This window comes from Flavobacterium sp. 38, from assembly GCF_057799715.1.
The window spans coordinates 67,023-84,062 of record NZ_JBYNWZ010000008.1; the positions used below are offsets into that span (position 1 = coordinate 67,023).

At 35.5% G+C, this 17,040-nt stretch carries 17 protein-coding genes; 16 read left to right on the plus strand and 1 reads right to left on the minus strand.

The window, feature by feature from the left end; all coding sequences use genetic code 11:
• The first annotated feature begins 310 nt into the window (after window positions 1-310).
• The 6 genes from AC3E9W_RS17965 to AC3E9W_RS17990 all read left to right on the plus strand — a co-directional run bounded on the left by AC3E9W_RS17965 (window position 311) and on the right by AC3E9W_RS17990 (window position 7,885).
• The gene (locus AC3E9W_RS17965) at window positions 311-1,210 is read left to right on the plus strand and encodes a carbohydrate kinase family protein (protein WP_488769432.1); all 900 of its coding nucleotides are present in this window, start codon (window positions 311-313) and stop codon (window positions 1,208-1,210) included.
• A 374-nt stretch (window positions 1,211-1,584) separates the two neighbouring features.
• Window positions 1,585-3,765 carry an HAD-IIB family hydrolase gene (locus AC3E9W_RS17970; protein ID WP_488769433.1) on the plus strand — a complete coding sequence of 727 codons (2,181 nt, stop codon included), beginning with the start codon at window positions 1,585-1,587 and terminating at the stop codon, window positions 3,763-3,765.
• Window positions 3,766-4,005: 240 nt separating this feature from the next.
• On the plus strand, window positions 4,006-5,535 hold the full coding sequence (locus AC3E9W_RS17975; protein ID WP_456896768.1) for a glycoside hydrolase family protein: 1,530 nt from the start codon (window positions 4,006-4,008) through the stop codon (window positions 5,533-5,535).
• 338 nt (window positions 5,536-5,873) lie between these two features.
• Window positions 5,874-6,386, plus strand: coding sequence for a PPC domain-containing DNA-binding protein (locus tag AC3E9W_RS17980; RefSeq protein ID WP_488769434.1), 513 nt, complete (start codon window positions 5,874-5,876; stop codon window positions 6,384-6,386).
• A 133-nt stretch (window positions 6,387-6,519) separates the two neighbouring features.
• Window positions 6,520-7,110 carry a Crp/Fnr family transcriptional regulator gene (locus tag AC3E9W_RS17985; RefSeq protein ID WP_488769435.1) on the plus strand — a complete coding sequence of 197 codons (591 nt, stop codon included), beginning with the start codon at window positions 6,520-6,522 and terminating at the stop codon, window positions 7,108-7,110.
• 76 nt (window positions 7,111-7,186) lie between these two features.
• On the plus strand, window positions 7,187-7,885 hold the full coding sequence (locus AC3E9W_RS17990) for a CPBP family intramembrane glutamic endopeptidase (protein WP_488769436.1): 699 nt from the start codon (window positions 7,187-7,189) through the stop codon (window positions 7,883-7,885).
• A gap of 81 nt (window positions 7,886-7,966) precedes the next feature.
• On the opposite strand, the gene AC3E9W_RS17995 is transcribed toward AC3E9W_RS17990, so the two are convergent.
• On the minus strand, window positions 7,967-8,323 hold the full coding sequence (locus AC3E9W_RS17995) for a hypothetical protein (protein ID WP_488769437.1): 357 nt from the start codon (window positions 8,321-8,323) through the stop codon (window positions 7,967-7,969).
• 146 nt (window positions 8,324-8,469) lie between these two features.
• Here AC3E9W_RS17995 and AC3E9W_RS18000 point away from each other — a divergent pair, with 146 nt between their 5' ends.
• The 10 genes from AC3E9W_RS18000 (at window position 8,470) to AC3E9W_RS18045 (ending at window position 16,924) form a co-directional block, all read left to right on the plus strand.
• Window positions 8,470-9,870 (plus strand): alkaline phosphatase, encoded by a 1,401-nt coding sequence (locus tag AC3E9W_RS18000; RefSeq protein WP_488769438.1) that lies wholly within the window; start codon window positions 8,470-8,472, stop codon window positions 9,868-9,870.
• A gap of 268 nt (window positions 9,871-10,138) precedes the next feature.
• Window positions 10,139-11,266 carry an NAD(P)/FAD-dependent oxidoreductase gene (locus AC3E9W_RS18005; protein WP_488769439.1) on the plus strand — a complete coding sequence of 376 codons (1,128 nt, stop codon included), beginning with the start codon at window positions 10,139-10,141 and terminating at the stop codon, window positions 11,264-11,266.
• On the plus strand, window positions 11,267-11,980 hold the full coding sequence (locus AC3E9W_RS18010; RefSeq protein WP_488769440.1) for a methyltransferase domain-containing protein: 714 nt from the start codon (window positions 11,267-11,269) through the stop codon (window positions 11,978-11,980). It abuts the gene before it with no gap.
• Window positions 11,977-13,029: a type III polyketide synthase gene (locus tag AC3E9W_RS18015; protein WP_488769441.1), complete on the plus strand. Its 1,053-nt coding sequence runs from the start codon at window positions 11,977-11,979 to the stop codon at window positions 13,027-13,029. The genes AC3E9W_RS18010 and AC3E9W_RS18015 overlap by 4 nt, the downstream gene beginning before the upstream one ends.
• 11 nt (window positions 13,030-13,040) lie before the next feature.
• Window positions 13,041-13,478 (plus strand): 3-hydroxyacyl-ACP dehydratase FabZ family protein, encoded by a 438-nt coding sequence (locus tag AC3E9W_RS18020; RefSeq protein WP_488769443.1) that lies wholly within the window; start codon window positions 13,041-13,043, stop codon window positions 13,476-13,478.
• A complete protein-coding gene (locus tag AC3E9W_RS18025) occupies window positions 13,475-14,743 on the plus strand; it encodes a beta-ketoacyl-[acyl-carrier-protein] synthase family protein (protein WP_488769444.1) in 1,269 nt (422 codons plus the stop codon). The genes AC3E9W_RS18020 and AC3E9W_RS18025 overlap by 4 nt, the downstream gene beginning before the upstream one ends.
• 1 nt (window position 14,744) lies before the next feature.
• Complete coding sequence (locus AC3E9W_RS18030) at window positions 14,745-14,999, plus strand: acyl carrier protein (RefSeq protein WP_306156405.1); 255 nt, start codon at window positions 14,745-14,747, stop codon at window positions 14,997-14,999.
• Complete coding sequence (locus AC3E9W_RS18035; protein ID WP_488769445.1) at window positions 14,996-15,493, plus strand: 4'-phosphopantetheinyl transferase family protein; 498 nt, start codon at window positions 14,996-14,998, stop codon at window positions 15,491-15,493. The genes AC3E9W_RS18030 and AC3E9W_RS18035 overlap by 4 nt, the downstream gene beginning before the upstream one ends.
• A gap of 249 nt (window positions 15,494-15,742) precedes the next feature.
• Window positions 15,743-16,201, plus strand: coding sequence for a hypothetical protein (locus AC3E9W_RS18040; RefSeq protein WP_488769446.1), 459 nt, complete (start codon window positions 15,743-15,745; stop codon window positions 16,199-16,201).
• A 15-nt stretch (window positions 16,202-16,216) separates the two neighbouring features.
• Window positions 16,217-16,924, plus strand: coding sequence for a DNA alkylation repair protein (locus AC3E9W_RS18045; RefSeq protein ID WP_488769447.1), 708 nt, complete (start codon window positions 16,217-16,219; stop codon window positions 16,922-16,924).
• The last annotated feature ends 116 nt before the right edge of the window (window positions 16,925-17,040 follow it).

A 17,040-nucleotide genomic window follows, 5' to 3' on the forward strand; every position in this document is an offset into this window, starting at 1 on the left:
ATTTTCAATAAAAATACTCAAGTCTAAAAATAATTAAAAGCATAAGATTACGAAAAACAATAAAAGCCTAAAACCATAAATATTTTTTGCTTTTAGCTTTTTAAGGCTAGTATAAATCTACAATAAACTTATTCAAAACCAAATATCTAATTTTCAGTATTTTACTACTTAAATTTTAATCCATTGTAAGTTAAGGAATCGTTTCTTAATAAAAAACGGGTTGCATAAACCGTCAATCTTTTCTATTTTTATAAAATCGGAGAACCACTTTTTATCCGATTTAATGTTTTAAAACGAGAAAAAAATTAAAATGAGCCACGACAAAAAACTAAAAGCTGTCGCTTTCGGAGAAGTACTTTGGGATATTTTTGATAATGAGAAAAAAATTGGCGGAGCGCCTTTAAATGTGGCTCTTCGAATGAAAGCTCTAGGCGTTGATTCTAATATGATTAGCTGTGTAGGAAATGATGAAGATGGAAAAGCGATTATAAATGAAGTCAATAAATTAGGCTTAGAAACCAATACTATTCTACAATCTGATGATTTCCCAACAGGATTAGTAAACGTAACTTTAGACGAAAGTAAATCGGCTACTTATGAAATTCTCTACCCTTCTGCTTGGGACAAAATTATGCTAAACGAAGAAGCGAGAGAATTAGTCGTAAACTCAGATGTTTTAATCTACGGAAGTTTGGTTTGCAGAGATCAAGTTTCGAGAGAAGCACTAGACGAACTACTCCACACACACACTTATAAAGTTTTTGATGTCAATCTGCGAAAACCGCATTACGATTATGAAACGCTGCAACACCTAATGCAATCTGCTAATTTCATTAAATTTAATGATGAAGAACTAACCGAAATTAGCGCTGCTTTTGATTCTCCTTATACTACTTTAGAAGAAAACATGAATTTTATCTGCTCTTTAACCAATGCAACGGCAATCTGCGTGACAAGAGGAAAAGATGGTGCCTTATTATTGTGGGACAAACATCTTTATGAAAATGAAGGTTATACGGTAAAAGTTCAAGATACCGTTGGTGCTGGAGATTCATTTCTTGGTGCTTTAATCACTTCACTTTTAAATGGAAAAGAACCGCAGGCTGCTTTAAATTTTGCTTGTGCGACGGGAGCTTTGGTAGCGGGATCTGCTGGCGGAAATCCTGAAATTTCAATTCTTGATATTGAAAATCTGATTAATAAAAATTAAAAATATATTTTAAATATATCCATCAAAATATACATTCTAAATGTACATCAAAACCCGACAGGTTTTAAAAACCTGTCGGGTTTATTATTTTTAATGAATTGCCTCCAGCTTTAGCTGGAGGTACAGTTTTTTTTTACCAACAAGGCTTTAGCCAAATCGCAATTTTGGCTAAAGCCATTCACAAATTGAAATTCAAACCTCCAGCTAAAGCTGGAGGCAATTGAATATAAAATATGTAGTTTGTCTAAGCATTTTTACACTATAAACACCATCTTCGACCCAAAAACATGGGAACTATGTAAATTTAAAATGGAATTATTTCTTCTTAATCGGTGTGGGCGCTGTAACTTGCATTTTCATATAATTAAGGAAAAATGATGAAAAAATTACGAATTTCACTTATCAATATACACGGACTTCTAAAAGGTTCTGGTCTAGAAATTGGACGGGATGCCGACAACGGAGGACAGACAAAATACATTTACGAATTAGCCGAATTTTTATCACAACATGAAGATGTAGAACATGTGCATCTTTTTACCCGATTAATTGATGATCCTGCCCTTTCACCTGAATATGCGGTACCTGTAGAAGTTATCAATGACAAATTGGACATCAGGCGAATTCCGTTTCTGGGGAAAAAGTATAAGGCAAAAGAACAACTTTGGGAAGGTCTCGATACTTTTGTAAACGGAGCGATGCAGCACATTAAACAGCATAATATTTTCCCCGATTGGATTCACTCTCATTATGGTGACGCGGGATACGCCGCAGCCGAATTATCTGCCGTTTTAAATATTCCCTTCGCCCATACGGGACATTCTTTAGGTTTTTATAAAAAGAAAAAACTAATCGAAAGCGGAGAAACGGAAGAAGAACTCGAAAAAAAGTTCAAGTTTAAAGCCCGAATTGCTGCCGAAGAAAAAACCTTAGAACTCGCAGAATTCATTGTAACTTCTACCGAACAGGAAATTGAAACCTACAAAGCATATAAAAATTTCGAACTCGGAAAATACCACGCTATTTCTCCAGGAATTGATACTAGAAAATTTGTTCCGTATTATTATCAGGAAAATGATTCGGACAAACATATGGAAGAAGCGCAACGAAAATATTGGGTTGCCGAAACCATTTCTAAATTCTTAACTAATCCGCATAAGCCTATTATTCTGGCACTTTCGAGACCAGACAGACACAAAAATCTGCATACTTTAATTGACGTTTACGGAAAAGATAAAGAATTGCAAAGTATTGCCAATCTCGTCATTTTTGCTGGTATTAGAAAAGACATTGCAAAGATGCCAGAATCGGAAAAAAATGTTCTGACTGATTTACTTCTGCTAATGGACAAATACGATTTGTACGGAAAAATGGCTATTCCGAAGAAACATGATGTGGAAAATGAAGTTTCGATTATCTATCGTTATGCGGCAGAGAAAAGAGGTGTTTTTGTGAATTTAGCCTTGCATGAAAACTTTGGCTTGACCGTAATTGAATCGGCTAGTTCGGGGCTTCCGGTTGTGGTAACCAAGAACGGCGGGCCATCAGAAATTATTCCGGTTTGTCAGAACGGAGAATTAGTAAATCCGCAAGAAGAAAGCCAAATTAAAAAAGCGCTTCGAAACATTCTAACCGATGAAAATCAGTGGAAATATTATTCGAACAACGGCGCCATCAATATTCAGAAACATTACAGCTGGGTTAGCCACGTCAATCAGTATGTTGATTTAGTAAAAGAAAATCTATCGCTTTCCTCTGGTGCGGGAATCAAAAAGCAGCATTATCCTAATATCAATATCAGCCGATTAAAACGTAAAATAGACCATTTATTGGTTTCAGATATTGACGGAACTTTAATAGAACCTAAACTTTTAAATCCAGGTCTGAAAGAATTAAAATCGCATTTAACCAATCGTACCGATAAAATGGCTTTTGCAATGGCATCTGGACGAAATTTAGCTTTGGTTAAAAAAGTAATCGATGAAGAAGAATTTCCTCTACCCGACTTTATCATTTGTTCTGTCGGAACCGAAATTTATTACACCAACGGAGAAGATTATATTCTAGATAAAGGCTGGGCAAAATTCCTTTCGGGAAGATGGAAAAGAGACGAAATCGTCAATAAATTAAAAGCTGTAAAATGGATTAAACTTCAAGAAGATGAAGCTCAGAATCCGTATAAAATCTCCTATTATTATGAATCAGAACATTACGATCATGATGAACTAATTGAGGTTCTTGGAAAAGAATGGTATAAAGTAAATATCATTCCGAGTCATGGGCAATTTTTGGATTTTATTCCGAAACGTGCTTCCAAAGGAAATGCAATTAAGTTTTTATGCCGAAAATGGTCAATTCCTTTAGGAAATGTAGTCGCCGCAGGAGATTCTGGGAATGATGTAGACATGTTTAGAGGTCCTGTAAAAGGAATTATTGTCGGAAATAGAAGCGCAGAACTTTTGGCCTACGAAACCACTAAAAGCATTTATGTAGCTAAAACGTCAGCTTCAGAAGGAATTTTAGAAGGATTAAAACATTATAAAATCATCAAATAAAGCTTTTTAATGAAAAAAAATAAACACATAGAAACATAGATTTTTCTTTGATTTTATAAGGAAAAAGAAAGAAACTAGTTTCTAACACATAGCTTTGAACATAGCCAAAAAATTCAATATTGGGATTACCATATTACGACGCTATGTTATTTATTACTAGTGAAACGCCTTTGTAAAAGCTATATATTCTATGTTTCTATGTGTTAAAATAAAATACTAACACCTAAAATAAATAATAAAATGTATTCAGGTTCAGGATTTAGCAACTGGGAAATTGGAGATGTTGATGTATTTATAGATGAAAAAGGAATTCATCATTTATTTCATTTAATTATTCCCAATCACGATTATATTGCGCATGCAGTTTCAAAAGATGGCCTTTCGTGGAAACGAGTAAAAAACGCCTTATTTGTAGGCGATCCAGGCGAATGGGATGATGATATGCTGTGGACAATGCATGTAAGCAAAAAATCGGATGGCGAAGGTTATGAAATGTATTATACTGGTTTGAAGCGTCAGGATAAAGGAATTGAACAAAAAGTAGGAAGAGCGGTTTCGACCGATTTAATTACTTGGAAAAAAGAGAACCTATACGGACTTCCTTTTAAAAGTGAAGCCCCGCATTATGAAGGTCAAAACAATAATCCCAGACAATGGATTAGTTTTAGAGATCCTTTTAAATACCAATACAAAGGCGAAGATTATTTATTAATTTGTGCCCGAAGTGCCTCTGGACCAACATACCGCAGAGGCTGTATTGGTGTTGCCAAAAGAGAAAAAGAAGGTTTTGTGCTGCAAAAACCGCTTCATATTCCGTACGTATATGACGATGTGGAATGTCCGTGCGTTTTCGAAATTAAGGGAACGCATTATCTTTTAGGTTCTATTAGAGAAGATATTAAAGTCCGTTACTGGTCGGCTCCAGAATTTAGGGGTGAATATTGCGCTTTTCACAATAACGTTTTAATGCCGCAGGGCAATTATGCGGCGAGAGTGGTAAAAGAAGGCAAGCATTATTTGGTTTATAATTTTTATTTTGCCGATGGAAATGTAAATACACATCGTGTGATTCCACCGCCAAAAGAATTGGATACCGATAAAAGCGGAAGGCTTCGTTTAAAAAGCTATTACTTCTGGGAAAAATTATATCAGAAAACGATTCAGCAAAAAGACCTGCCGCAACCCATGCCAATTCTGGGAAATCCGACAGCTGAATTTCTACAGGAAAATGAAAATAAATGGCGTTTTGGATGTCGTAGCGGTTACGAAATTTACTGCTTCGAAAAACCGTCAATGGATTTTGTTTGGGAAGGAACTCTTGCTGTGGAAGGAATGGGAAAAACGGGTTTTGTAATTGAATGCGATAAAGAAGGAACGGGCTATTATATTTCGATCGATTTTATGAATGGTTTTGTGCAGTTTCGAGCTTGGGGATTTAATGAAAAAGATGTCAAAAACAATTTCATATTCCAAAACATACAAACGAATCAGTTTGAAATTAGTGAAGAAAAACAGATTTATTTCAAAATAATCCGCTACGGAAATTATTACGAACTTTCGATTAACGACATTGTAAAACTGACTTTACTGGATTTTAAATACAGCGAAGGAAAAGTCGGAATCTATGTTTGTTCGGCTGTGATTTCTATAAGCGATTCTAAAATTCACGCCATTCCAGAACCTGAAAATGAATATGCCGCTTCTGATCCAGAAAAATACGAAAAAGATCATAATAGAATTATTCAAGTTCAGGGTACGGGAACACTCTAATTGAATGGAACACTGATGACACGGATTCGTTATCACGAAAACGCGGATAAAAACTGATTTTTTTATACTTTTAAAAATAAATTCGTTTTTATCTGCGTCTTTACGAAGTAAATCCGTTTCATCAGCGTATAAACAAGCTTCGTATAGCTATAACTAAAAAAAAATTAAACACATAGAAACATAGATTTTATATTGTGAAAAAGAATACGAAAGGAAACTAGTTTCCAACACATAGCCTCGAACGTAACTATGTGTTTTTATGCAAGTAAAACGCCTCTTTACAATCTAAAAAATTCTATGTTTCTATGTGTTTAAAACTACACACAAAAACAACAGCCATGATAAAAAAAATCGCAACTTCATTACTATTTCTTTTGGTTTTTAATCTTTCACACGCACAGAAAAATGATGCAGAAAAATGCCGTTATACCAAAACAGCTCAAGGCTTTCTGATGGTTCTTCGCGAAGGCGATAATGTTTTAGAATTAATTGAAAAATTAGCCAAAGAGCAAAAAATTCCGTCGGCCAATTTTACTGGAATTGGTTTTGCACAAGATGCTACTTTTGGCTTTTATGATTTTAACGAAAAGAAATTTCATCCTAAAACTTTCAATAAAGTCGAAATGGGAAGTATTACAGGATCAATCGCTTGGAGTGGTGACAAACCTTCAATCCACATGCACGGTGTGGCGACTGACGACAAATTTGATGCTTACGGCGGTCACATTCTCGGACTAAAAGTCGGAACGGGTTCTATGGAAATTTACGTCACTGTAAATGCTGAAAAACTAGAAAGAAAAATAGAACAGCCCCTGAATGCGAATGTTTTGCAATTGCCTTGTCTAAAGTAGATTTTGGTTCGCAAATCAAACTTTGTCAAAGTTTAAAACTTTGACAAAGTTGAACATCAGTTTTGGTTAATACAATTGTTTTTATTTTGAGAGATAAACCTTATATTGGCATTCCAAACTGATACTTTATAAAATGCCACACAGTCCGTCTCCAGAAGAGGTAAAGCGAATTTTCGAAAACTATTTTACTGCCGACATGAATATCTGGAAAGGTTTTTCGGAGAAAATAAAAGTGCGTGAATTCGATAAATCTGATATTATAAAAGATTACCACGGCGTCGAAAAATACCTGAACATCATCATTAAAGGATCGGCTGGATTATTTGTTTGGGATGGTAAAAGAGACATTTGCATTAATTTGCTGTACGAAAATAGTTTTATAAGCGATTATATGTCTTTTCTAAATCAGCAGCCGTCTGTAATAAAAACCGAAGCTTTAGAAGATGTAACACTTTGGTCTATTTCCCATCTCGATTTAAAAGAATTATACCAAAGATCGGAAACAGGTTTGCGAATCGGAAAAGCGATTTCTGAAATGCTTTACGTGCGCAAACAGCAAGAACAGATTAATCTTTTAACGCTTTCTCCACAAGAGCGTTATTTAAAACTTATAGAAGGCCGTCCAGAAATTTTCCAGAGAACGCCTCTCAAAATCATTGCTTCCTATCTTGGATTAACGGCTGAAAGTTTAAGCCGAATTCGAAAAAGAGTTATGGAAAAATGATTTCTTACCCAAAGTCAATTTTATTTTCATTTTCGCGTACTAAGTTTGCTTCACTAAACCAAACAAATTTAAAACGATGAAAAATAAAATCAACTTTGCCGCTATCCTAGTTTATTACATAATTGCTGTAATCTGCAGATATGCAGCTACAAAAACTAATTTATTATCTGGAATCGAAAATCCGTATTTGGTAATTCTGCTTCGTGGCGTTGGTCCTGCTTTGGGCGCTTTGGCTGCCATCAAAATATTTTCTCTAAATAATCCAATGTCTTTAAAAGGAATATACAAAAATGCAATTGTTCCTTTTGCCGTTTACTGGATTCTTCCTGCGGTTTTAATCGCTACAGTTTATTATTTCACAATCGGGAAATTTCCAATTTTATTAATGTTTACCGTTTTAGCTTACGGTCTTTTGGAAGAAATTGGCTGGCGAGGCTTTTTACAGGAACAGCTAAAATCGCTTCCTAAATTTACTTCAATTCTAATTATCGCAGTTCTTTGGTTTGCTTGGCATCTTAATTTTGAAACCACGCCAAGCAATATGATTTTCTTCGGAATCATTTTCTTTGGAACTTGGGGAATCGGAAAAGTCTATGCTTCGACAGGATCTTTATTAGCTGTTGCTGGAGTGCATTCTTTAAACAATTTCTTTCGCAATGGGCTTCACGAAACAGAACTTATTTTAATTGTAGCTCTTCTAGTAATGTGGATTGGCTTTATTATTCTTTATAACAGAAAATATAGAACAAAAGCTGTAGCAACTCAAACCACTTAATATAAGCCAGTGCGGTAAACTTTGTCAAAGTTTTGAACTTTGACAAAGTTATCTTGACGTAAAACTATGTGTTTAAATTCATTAATTCAATCGCTCAGTAGTTTCCATTCTCAAACAATATTCGCTTCCTAAATAAAGCGGATTTCCATGTTTCTCTGACCAAAAACCATCAAGAACATCTTTTGTGATGCATCTGTAAACCGCTACTCCTTTATAGGTTTTATTGTCTTCGCCTTTGTAACTGAAATTGATAACCAGAATATTATCCTTAAAAAAACCTGTTCCTTTTTGTTGATGCGAATTGATAAGCCAGTCCGCTTTGATACGGTTGTTTTTGTCTAAAGCTAAGCTCAGAACACCTTGGTAGGTAATCTCATTACTTTCGTCCTGATTGCTTCCTGAAATGGAATAATTTCCAACTAAATCTTGTATTGTCATTTATTTTTAATGCTAAATAACTCATTCCGGAACTCGGAATTTGAGCAGACTGCAAATTTAGAAAAAAACAACAAAAAATTAATGCAACAAAGTTTCGTTAGTAAGAAAAATATTTTTACTTTACATCGCATTAAAAACAATCAAAAATGAACAGGCGTAAATTTTTAAAAGGCTCAACCGCGTTAACCGGACTTTTCACTCTAGGTCCATCAGTGCTATTTGCAAATAATTCAGAAGTTATTTCTAAAAAAAGCAAAAAAGCGAAAAATATTATATTCATGGTCAGCGACGGAATGAGTTCTGGCACGCTTCAAATGGCCAATTTATATTCTCAGTATATTTTAGGCAAAAACGGAAACTGGATTACGCTTTATGATGAAAATAAAGTTTCGAGAGCGTTAATGGATACGGCTTCTGACAGTTCTGCAGTAACCGATTCTGCAGCGGCAAGTTCTTCTTTTGGAGGCGGACATCGCGTTAAAAATGGTGTTTTAAACGTTGGAGCCAATGGAGAAAAATACCTTCCGATTTGGCAAAAGTTTAAAAATGCGGGTAAAAAAGCGGGCTGCGTGACCACCGTTACGATTACTCATGCCACTCCCGCAGGCTTTTGCGTGAATTCTGATAGCCGAAACGCAGAGCCTGAAATTGCCGAAATGTACGCCGACCTTGGAATTGATGTTTTAATGGGCGGCGGAGATGAATTTTTCAATGCTGCAAAAAGAGCAGATAAAAAAGATCTTTACGGCAAATACGAACAGAAAGGATATCAGATTCTAAAAAATGGTGCTGACTTAAATAATTTAAAAAAAGGAAATAAAACGCTTGGCATTTTTTCTTCGGGCGCACTTCCCTATTCTATTGACCGCACAAATATTGCTGAATTGCAAAATACGCCGACTCTTGCCGAAATGAGTACAGCAGCCATTAACCAAATGAAAGATCATGAAAATGGTTTTGTTCTAATGATTGAAGGCGGAAAAGTAGATTGGGCGGCTCATGCTAATGATATTTCGGCTTTGCTTCACGATCAGTTGGCTTTTGATGATGCCATAAAAGCAGTCATAGATTTTGCAGAAAAAGACAAAGAAACGCTTGTCATTATTACAACAGATCATGGCAATGCTAATCCGGGGCTTATTTATGGAGCAGATGCCGTAAAGAATTTCAAAAGCATTGCCGATTATAAATACACAAACGAATATATTTTAAATGCCATTCATAGCGATTTTAATTTGCAGCAAATTAAAGATTGGATTTTTGAAACCAACAAAATTAGCCTGACCGACGAAGAAGCAAAACACTTGCTGGACTTTTATTCGGGACTCGAAAAACAAGAAGGCGGCTTATACAATTACAAAAAACTTCCTTTTAAGGCCTATTCAGAAATCCAGAAAAAACACAATAATGTAGGTTGGATCAGCATGGATCATTCTGGCGATTATGTAGAGCTTGCCGCTTTTGGTCCAGGAAGCGAGCTTTTAAAACCTTTTGTAAAAAATACCGATATGCATTATTTAATGCTAAAAGCTTCGATAGAAAGCTAAAAATTAATGAATTATAAATTATGAGTTATGAGTTGTGAATTTTAAACATATAAATCAATTTTTATATGCGTAACATCATAACTCATAATTTATCATTCGCATTTCTTCATTCATAATTCATAATTCATAATTCATAATTCATAATTCATAACTCATAACTCATAACTCATAACTCATAACTCATAACATACTTCCCCACGTTGATATTTTGTTAATTTCTTATAGAATTTAATAAATCCATATCAAAATTTATAGTTAAATTGGTAGTATGAGAACAAATCCGGATGTACTTATTATTGGAGGCGGGCTTGCTGGTCTGGCGGGCGCTTTACACTTATCCAAAAAAGGATTGAAGGTTATTCTTATCGAAAAAAATACTTTTCCAAAACACAAAGTCTGCGGAGAATACATCTCAAATGAAATTCTTCCCTACTTATTCTGGCTGGATATAGACGTTTCAAAACTTCATCCGACAGCTATTTCAAACTTTGAATTCACCGCGCAAAATGGTAAAACAGCAAAAACCAAACTACCGCTAGGCGGTTTCGGAATCAGCCGTTACGAATTGGATCATTTTTTATTTCAAAAAGCAATAGAAAATGGCTGTACCGTTATTACAGAAACGGTGACCAATGTTTCTTTTCAAAACGACATTTTTACGGTAACCACCTCTGAACAAATGCTCAATGCAAAAATAGTTTTGGGCGCTTTTGGCAAAAGATCCAATATTGACCAAATCCTTTCCAGAGATTTTATTTCTAAAAAATCTCCGTGGCTAGCTGTAAAAAGTCATTATTCTGGAAACTTTGACGAAAGTCTTGTCGCTTTATACAATTTTCAAGGCGGATATTGCGGGGTTTCAAAAGTCGAAAAAGACATTATAAACATTTGCTATTTGGCCGATTTTGAAACTTTTAAAAAGTATAAAAACATCGAAGAATATCAAAAATCGGTTCTTTATAAAAATAAAAAACTGAAAGCTGTTTTGGAGAACAGCACTTCCCTATTCGAAAAACCTTTAACGATCAGTCAGATTTCATTCGATAAAAAAGAACCTGTAGAAAATCATATTCTGATGATTGGCGATACCGCTGGATTAATTCATCCGATGTGCGGGAACGGAATGGCGATGGCGATTCACAGTGCAAAAATAGCTTCAGAATTAGTTTTGGACTTTTATTATGGAAAAATCGAATCCAGAAATGAATTCGAAAAAAAATACCGCAAAGAATGGAAAAAACATTTCGGAAAAAGATTATTCTTCGGACGAATACTGGCCAAAGCGCTAACACATAAAAACCTTACTCATGCCTTGACAACCATCGCTGCATCGCTGCCGTCATTGCTTTCAGTCATTATAAAACAAACGCACGGCCGTCCCATAACTAGTGAATAAATGAGTGTAAATACCAAATATAGAACAGAAGAAATCGAAATGATGGATGATTTTTCGCTTCAAAGCGAAGAACTTATCGGTGCGCTAGATCAGATTGCTGCTATCAATCAATTGCTTGGCGGAAACAAACTGACGCTTCACGGCATAAAAGAACTTTTAAAAAAGACCGATACTTCTAAAACGATTACCATTGTCGATATTGGATGCGGAAATGGCGATATGCTTCGAATGCTTGCCAATTATGGAAAAAAACATAATCTAAAATTTCAATTAATTGGAATAGATGCCAACGCTTTTACGATTGATTATGCCCAGAAACTTTCAGCAGATTTTCCAAATATCGAATATAAATGTCTGGATATTTTCAGTGAAGATTTTAAATCGCTAAAATACGATACTGTCTTGTGTACACTGACTTTGCATCATTTTACCACAAATCAGATAAACGATCTGATGGAAACATTAAACGATAATGCTTCGATCGGAATTGTTGTGAATGATTTGCATCGCAGCAAAGTCGCCTATAGATTATTTCAGCTAATTGGCGTGGTTTTCAATCTCAATACAATGTCTCGCAACGATGGTTTGATTTCTATTTTAAAAGGATTCAAAAAGAAAGAATTAGAACATTTTTCTAAAAAATTAAATTTAAAAAACTATTCCATCAACTGGAAATGGGCTTTCCGTTACCAATGGATAATTACAAAAATATGAGTGTAAAGATAGTTACAGCTGTAAAACAGCTTCCGCAATATTCCCGTACGACCGAAGAAATCCTTCCGCTTGTAGAAGTTTGGCTTGAAGGTCAGGAAGAACGTTTTGTCAAAAAAGTAAAAAAGATATTTGAAGGTGCTTCTGTAGATAAACGGTATTCTATTATGGAGCCTACAGAGGTTTTTACAGCCACTTCATTCGAAGAAAAAAATGACATTTACAGTCGCGAAATGATTGTTCTCGGAGAAAAAGTGCTGGAAAAAGCACTTCAAAAAGCAAACTGGGATCCGCAGAGCTTAGATTACATTATTACCGTAAGCTGTACCGGAATTATGATTCCGTCGCTTGATGCGTATCTTATCAATAAAATGAAATTAAGACAAGATATCGTTCGTCTTCCCGTAACCGAAATGGGCTGTGCGGCAGGAATATCGGGAATTATTTATGCGAAGAATTTTCTAAAATCAAATCCTGGGAAACGCGCCGCTGTAATTGCGGTAGAATCGCCAACAGCCACTTTTCAGCTGAATGATTTTTCGATGCCGAACATTGTCAGTGCCGCGATTTTTGGAGACGGAGCTGCCTGCTGTTTATTGTCGTCAAGCGAAAATGATAATGGCCCCGAAATTCTGGACGAACAGATGTATCATTTTTATGATGCCGAACACATGATGGGTTTCAAACTAACCAACGGCGGCTTGCAGATGGTTCTCGATATTGAAGTTCCAGATACAATTGCCTCTCATTTTGGCGATATTATACATCCGTTTTTAAAACAGAATAATCTGGAAATAAAAGATATTGATCATATGATTTTTCATCCCGGCGGAAAAAAAATTGTAACAACGGTCGAAGAACTTTTTGCAGGATTACATAAAAATATCGACGATACAAAAGAAGTGCTGAAACAATATGGAAATATGTCGAGTGCAACTGTTTTGTACGTTTTAGAAAACATTATGAACCGAAATCCGAAAAAAGGAGAAAAAGGTTTAATGCTGAGTTTTGGCCCGGGTTTTTCGGCACAAAGAGTTTTATTGCAATGGTAATTTGAAAGCTTATGGAATTAAATGAAATCATCAAACAGCTTCCGTACAGTGAACCTTTTCTATTTGTAGACGAATTGCTTCATGCAGATGAAAATGGCGTGACGGGAACGTATACTTTCAACGAAAATTTAGATTTTTATAAAGGACATTTTAAAGACAATCCAGTTACTCCGGGCGTTATTTTAACCGAAACCATGGCTCAGATTGGAATGGTTTGTCTGGGAATATTTCTGTTAGGAAATGAATTGGGCGAAAATACCGTAATTGCCTTTACTTCGGCTGAAATGGAGTTTTTAAAACCTGTTTATCCAAACGAAAAAGTGACGGTAGCTTCTGAAAAATTGTTTTTTCGTTTTGGAAAATTAAAATGCAACGCCATAATGAAAAATGAAGCTGGACAAGAAGTTTGTCGCGGAATTCTGGCTGGAATGATAACAAAAAGATTATGAAAAAGCGAATCGTAATAACAGGTCTTGGAGTTGCTGCGCCAAATGGTGTTGGAATTTCGGAATTTACAAATGCGTTGCAAAACGGCATTTCTGGTATTCGTCATGATAAACAATTAGAAGAATTGCAATTTTCCTGTCAGATTGCGGGTCAGCCACAAATTTCAGAAGAATTAAAAGCGCAATATTTTACCGAACTCGAACTCCGCGGATTTAATAGCACGGGAATTCTTTACGGCGTTATCGCAGGAATGGAAGCTTGGAATCATGCAGGATTGCCACTAAACGAAACTCCAGATTGGGACAGCGGCGCCATTTTTGGAGCGGGAACTTCTGGCATAGATAAATTTCGCGAAAGCATTTATAAAATTGACGAACTCCAAACTCGTAAATTAGGAAGCACAGTCGTTGCTCAGACCATGAATAGCGGTGTCAGCGCTTATCTGGGCGGTAAAATCGGATTCGGAAATCAGGTTACAACCAATTCTTCGGCCTGCATTACGGGCGCAGAAGCGATTTTGATGGCGTATGACCGAATACAATCTGGACATGCCAAACGGATTTTAGCAGGAAGCACTTCAGACAGCGGTCCCTATATTTGGGCAGGATTTGATGCGCTTCGTGTCTGCTCTTCTAAATTTAACGACAATCCCGAAGAAGGCTCAAGACCCATGAGTGCTTCGGCTGCAGGATTTGTTCCTGGAAGCGGTGCTGGAGCTTTTGTTGTTGAAGATTTAGAAAGTGCTCTAGAACGTAATGCAAGAATTTATGCTGAAATTTTAGGTGGCAATATCAATTCTGGCGGGCAGCGCGATGGCGGTACTATGACGGCTCCCAACAGTACTGCTGTGCAAAGATGTATTAAAAGCGCAGTCGAAAATGCTGGAATAAACCCAAATGAAATTGATGCCATAAACGGACATTTGACCGCGACTACAAAAGACAGTTTGGAAATTGAAAATTGGACCAAAGCTTTGAACAGAAGCGGTTCTGATTTTCCGTACATTAATTCGCTGAAAAGCTTGACAGGACATTGTTTAAGTGCTTCTGGAAGTATTGAAAGCGTAGCTGCTATACTGCAACTTCACGAAGGATTTTTGTTTGGAAATAAAAATTGCTCCGATCTTCATCCTGAAATCGCTTCTCTTATTGATCCTTCGAAAGTGCTTTTAGAAACAATTAAAACAAATCCAAAAATAATTGCGAAAGCCAGTTTTGGTTTTGGCGATGTGAACGCATGCATAATCTTTAAAAAATTTGAAAACTAATATGAACAAAACCGAACTTATCGAAAAATTAAAAGGAATTATAAAGCCTTTTACAACAAACACAGAAGCGTTTGACAATCTTACAGAAGAAACCGATTTTATTAAAGACCTAAATATCAATTCGGCTAATCTGGTTGATATTGTACTGGATATTGAAGAAAATTTTGATATCGTGATCGACAATGCCGATATGGAACGCATGCTTGACGTAAAAACCGCAGTTGAAATCATCGAAACCAAACTTGCCGAAAAATGATTGGCAATGACATTATAGATCTTGCGCAGTCACGTTTGGAAAGCAACTGGCAGCGCAAAGGTTTTATAGAAAAACTTTTTACCACAGAAGAACAAGAGTTTATAAGAAATCATTCGAAACCCGAAACTATGGTTTGGCTTTTATGGAGCATGAAAGAAGCGGCTTATAAAATCTACAACCGTCAAACTAAAATACGCGAATTCTGTCCGAAGAAGCTTTGTTGTTTTTTAGATTCTTTCAATCTTAATCAAGCATTCGGAAAAGTAATTTGCAATGAAAATGTTTATTATACCAAAACCACAATTTCTCCTGAAAGTATTCATACCATTGCTGTAAACAATCCCGAAAACTTAAATCATGTGATTGAAGTTGAAAACGTCGAAATTATAAAAGACGAAAATGGTATTCCGTATTCAAAAACTTCAAATTCGCTTCAGGATATTTCAATCAGCCATCACGGAAGATTTGAAAAATGGGTTGTTATTCAGCAATAAACTAAACTTGTCGTTTTTATTCCTTCAAATGCTTTCTTTTCATTGTCAAACTCCGAACTAATTTAAGCGAAATAAATATTACACTTCAAATAAATAGTTTACAGAAAATACCTACTTTTACAAAACTTCCAACAATCCGAAAACGATCAAAGCAGCATATTGAGTAGCAGAAATTTATACTGTATGGCAAAAATGGCTGTATCCTAATTATATTATTTAAGAATATAAATAAGATAAAATGATAATCGTATGGTACATTTAGTATACTGTGATGACAAAGAAAAGGTATTAGAAAAAATACTCGAAGGAGAAAAAACAATGATTGTTCGTGGCGCAGCGGGACGTAAAATCCCCCATAGCCGAGTGTTTAGAAATGAGATTTTGTATTTCATGAAGAAAGGGACGAAACAAATTTCAGCAAAAGCCTTAGTAACCAATGTAGAAAACTATATTAAATTAGCAGATTCTGAGATTATAACTATTCTTGAAAGCAATCAGGAAAATCTCAATTTGACGGATAACCAGAAAAAACGCTGGCGAAAAAAATGCCTCATTCTCGTTAAATTTGCGAAAGTAGAGGAAATAGACCCGCCTCTGAACTTCGAACACCAAAAAAATATGGATGACTGGTTAATTATAGAAAGAATTGAAGACGTAGTTGTTGGCTCAAGTATTCCTTATAATTATGACAATAGCAAGTTTAAATAACGATAATAAACCAATATGAAAACAATTATCGATAATATTCGTCAAACGCTCAAAGACAGTGTTGATGAAAAAACAAAAAACGGCTCTCAACATTTCTTTAAAGAAGAAATTAATTCGTATGGAGTTAAAATTCCAATTGTACATCAAATCAGTAAAGAAATTTTAAGTGACATAAAAGGCAAACCGAAACAAGAAATTTTTGATTTGTGTGAAATTCTTTGGCAATCTGGCAATTTAGAAGAATCTATTATCGCGTGCAATTTATCGTATGCTCTGCGTAAACAGTACGAGCCTTCAGATTTTGAAACGTTCGAAAAATGGGTAAAAAACTACGTAAACAATTGGGCTTCGTGCGATACGCTGTGTAATCATACTATTGGAGATTTTCTCCAAATGTATCCTGCATACATTGCGAAACTGAAAAAATGGGCACATTCCTCTAACCGTTGGACGCGTCGTGCCGCTGCTGTAACCTTGATTATTCCCGCCCGCAGAGGACTATTTTTAGAAGAGATTTTTGAAATAGCCACAATCCTACTTCACGATAAAGATGATTTGGTTCAAAAAGGTTATGGCTGGATGCTTAAAGCGGCAAGTGAAGCAAATCAAAAAGAAGTGTTCGATTTTGTAATCAAAAATAAAGCGACCATGCCAAGAACCGCACTTCGATATGCTATCGAAAAAATGCCACCCAATATGCGAGCCAAAGCGATGAAGAAGTAGTATCCCTATTTCTTCAGCTCTGCAAAATTCAGTTACTTATTTTTATTCGAATGCGTTTTTTCTTTATTTTAGTTATTTATAAAACATTAAACTACAATTAATTACACTTTATCAGT